Origin of the sequence: Roseospira navarrensis, assembly GCF_009601025.1 — a bacterium.
GTDB lineage: Bacteria > Pseudomonadota > Alphaproteobacteria > Rhodospirillales > Rhodospirillaceae > Rhodospira > Rhodospira navarrensis.
In genome coordinates this window covers 1-1,567 of the sequence record NZ_WIVE01000148.1, presented here as the reverse complement: position 1 = coordinate 1,567, position 1,567 = coordinate 1, and the positions used below count along the sequence as shown (strand labels likewise).

Here is a 1,567-nt window from a genome sequence, read left to right as displayed (position 1 = left end):
TCGTCACCCGATCCGCAGGCGCTGCTGCGCCTGCTGCAAGAGCACCTCGGATTGCCCGAAGAGGCCGATGCCGAAACCGTCGTGGCCGCAATGTCCGAAGCCCTGGATGTCACTGCCGCGAACGCCAGCGCGGCGCCCAGTCCGCTGGAATGGGTGCCCATCGGCGAGTACCGCCGCGTCTGTCAGGAGCTCAGCGCGCTGGACAATCGCCTCAGCCTCAATCAGGCGGAGCAATACGTGGACAACCTTCTGGAGCACGGCCGGATATTCCCGTTCCAGCGGGATTGGGCGATCAGCGTCTGCCGCGCGGATATGGGCGCTATGGAAAAATGGGTGGCTGAAGTGGGACCACAAACTCGCGCCTTCTTGACACCGATCCTGGACCGCACTCCGCCGAGCCGCCAGAAGAACACCATGGATGACGGGCGGTTGGCGGTGTGCAGCGCCATGGGGATTGATCCGTCCGAGCTCCGCACTTTGCCCGAGGAGACCTGATCATGCTGATCAACAAGCAAAACCTACACATGGTCTTCGAGGGGTATTCGACGGCCTTTCAGAAGGGCTTCGAAGGCGCGCCCCGATTCTGGGACCGGGTGGCGATGAAGGTGCCCTCCGGAAGCAGTAGCAATGCCTATGGGTGGCTGGGACAGTTGCCGAATGTCCGGGAATGGCTCGGGGATCGGGTCGTCAAGAACCTGCGGGTCCACTCGTATGCCCTCGAGAACCGCACGTTCGAAAGCACGATCGAGGTCAAGCGGACGGACGTCGAGGACGATCAGTATGGCGTTCTCGCCCCGCTGTTCGGCGAGATGGGCCACGCGGCCAGCGAACACCCCGATGAACTGGTGTTTTCGCTGCTGGCCGGCGGATTTTCTGGTCTTTGCTACGATGGCAAGCCGTTCTTCGCGGAGGATCATCCGGTCTTTGACGCCAAAGGTGTCGCGGCGGCCGTGTCCAATATGCAGACTGGTACGGATCCAGCGTGGTTCCTGCTGGACTGTTCGCGGTCCATCAGGCCGATGATCTTCCAGGAACGTCTCCCCTACAAGCTCACCACCCTCACCAGCGACGACGACCAGAACGTATTCATGCGCGATACGTTCCTGTATGGCGTCCGAGCGCGAGCGAACGCCGGATACGGCCTGTGGCAGCTGGCCTTTGCCTCCAAGGCCCCATTGACGGCGGACAACTATGAGGCGGCCCGACTTGCCATGCGCAGCCTGACCGGTGACGAAGGCCGGCCCCTCAACGTCCAACCGAACGTTCTTGTTGCGCCGTTGTCTCTTGAGAGCGACGCCCGGCGCTTGCTGAAGACCGAAACCCGTGTTGTGATGGCTGGGGATCCGGCCACCCCTGTAGTGGTCGGGAACGAGTGGGCGGGGACCGCCGAACCCATCGTCACGGCTTGGCTGACCAGTTGAGCGCCCTGAGCGCCGGGCCAATTTTTGTTGCAAGGTGGGAATGGCGGGGGATGGGACCCCTGAACCCGCATCCCGATATAGCCCGGAATGTGCCCCTATATCCCGGGTCCCGTGATCAAATAATTCCGTCCATTCTCGAATAATTA

Annotated in this window: 2 protein-coding genes; both read left to right on the top strand. The window is 62.0% G+C overall.

Annotated elements, in window-relative coordinates:
* Positions 1-495 (top strand): phage protease (locus GHC57_RS19010; protein WP_153347221.1); only part of this gene is annotated, 495 nt, incomplete at its 5' end.
* A gap of 2 nt (positions 496-497) precedes the next feature.
* Complete coding sequence (locus GHC57_RS19005) at positions 498-1,421, top strand: Mu-like prophage major head subunit gpT family protein (RefSeq protein ID WP_153347219.1); 924 nt, start codon at positions 498-500, stop codon at positions 1,419-1,421.
* Positions 1,422-1,567 lie beyond the last annotated feature (146 nt).

Excerpts from the sequence above, each read along its gene's own strand:
- GHC57_RS19005 (WP_153347219.1), top strand. The coding sequence starts at position 498 with ATGCTGATCAACAAGCAAAACCTACACATGGTCTTCGAGGGGTATTCG.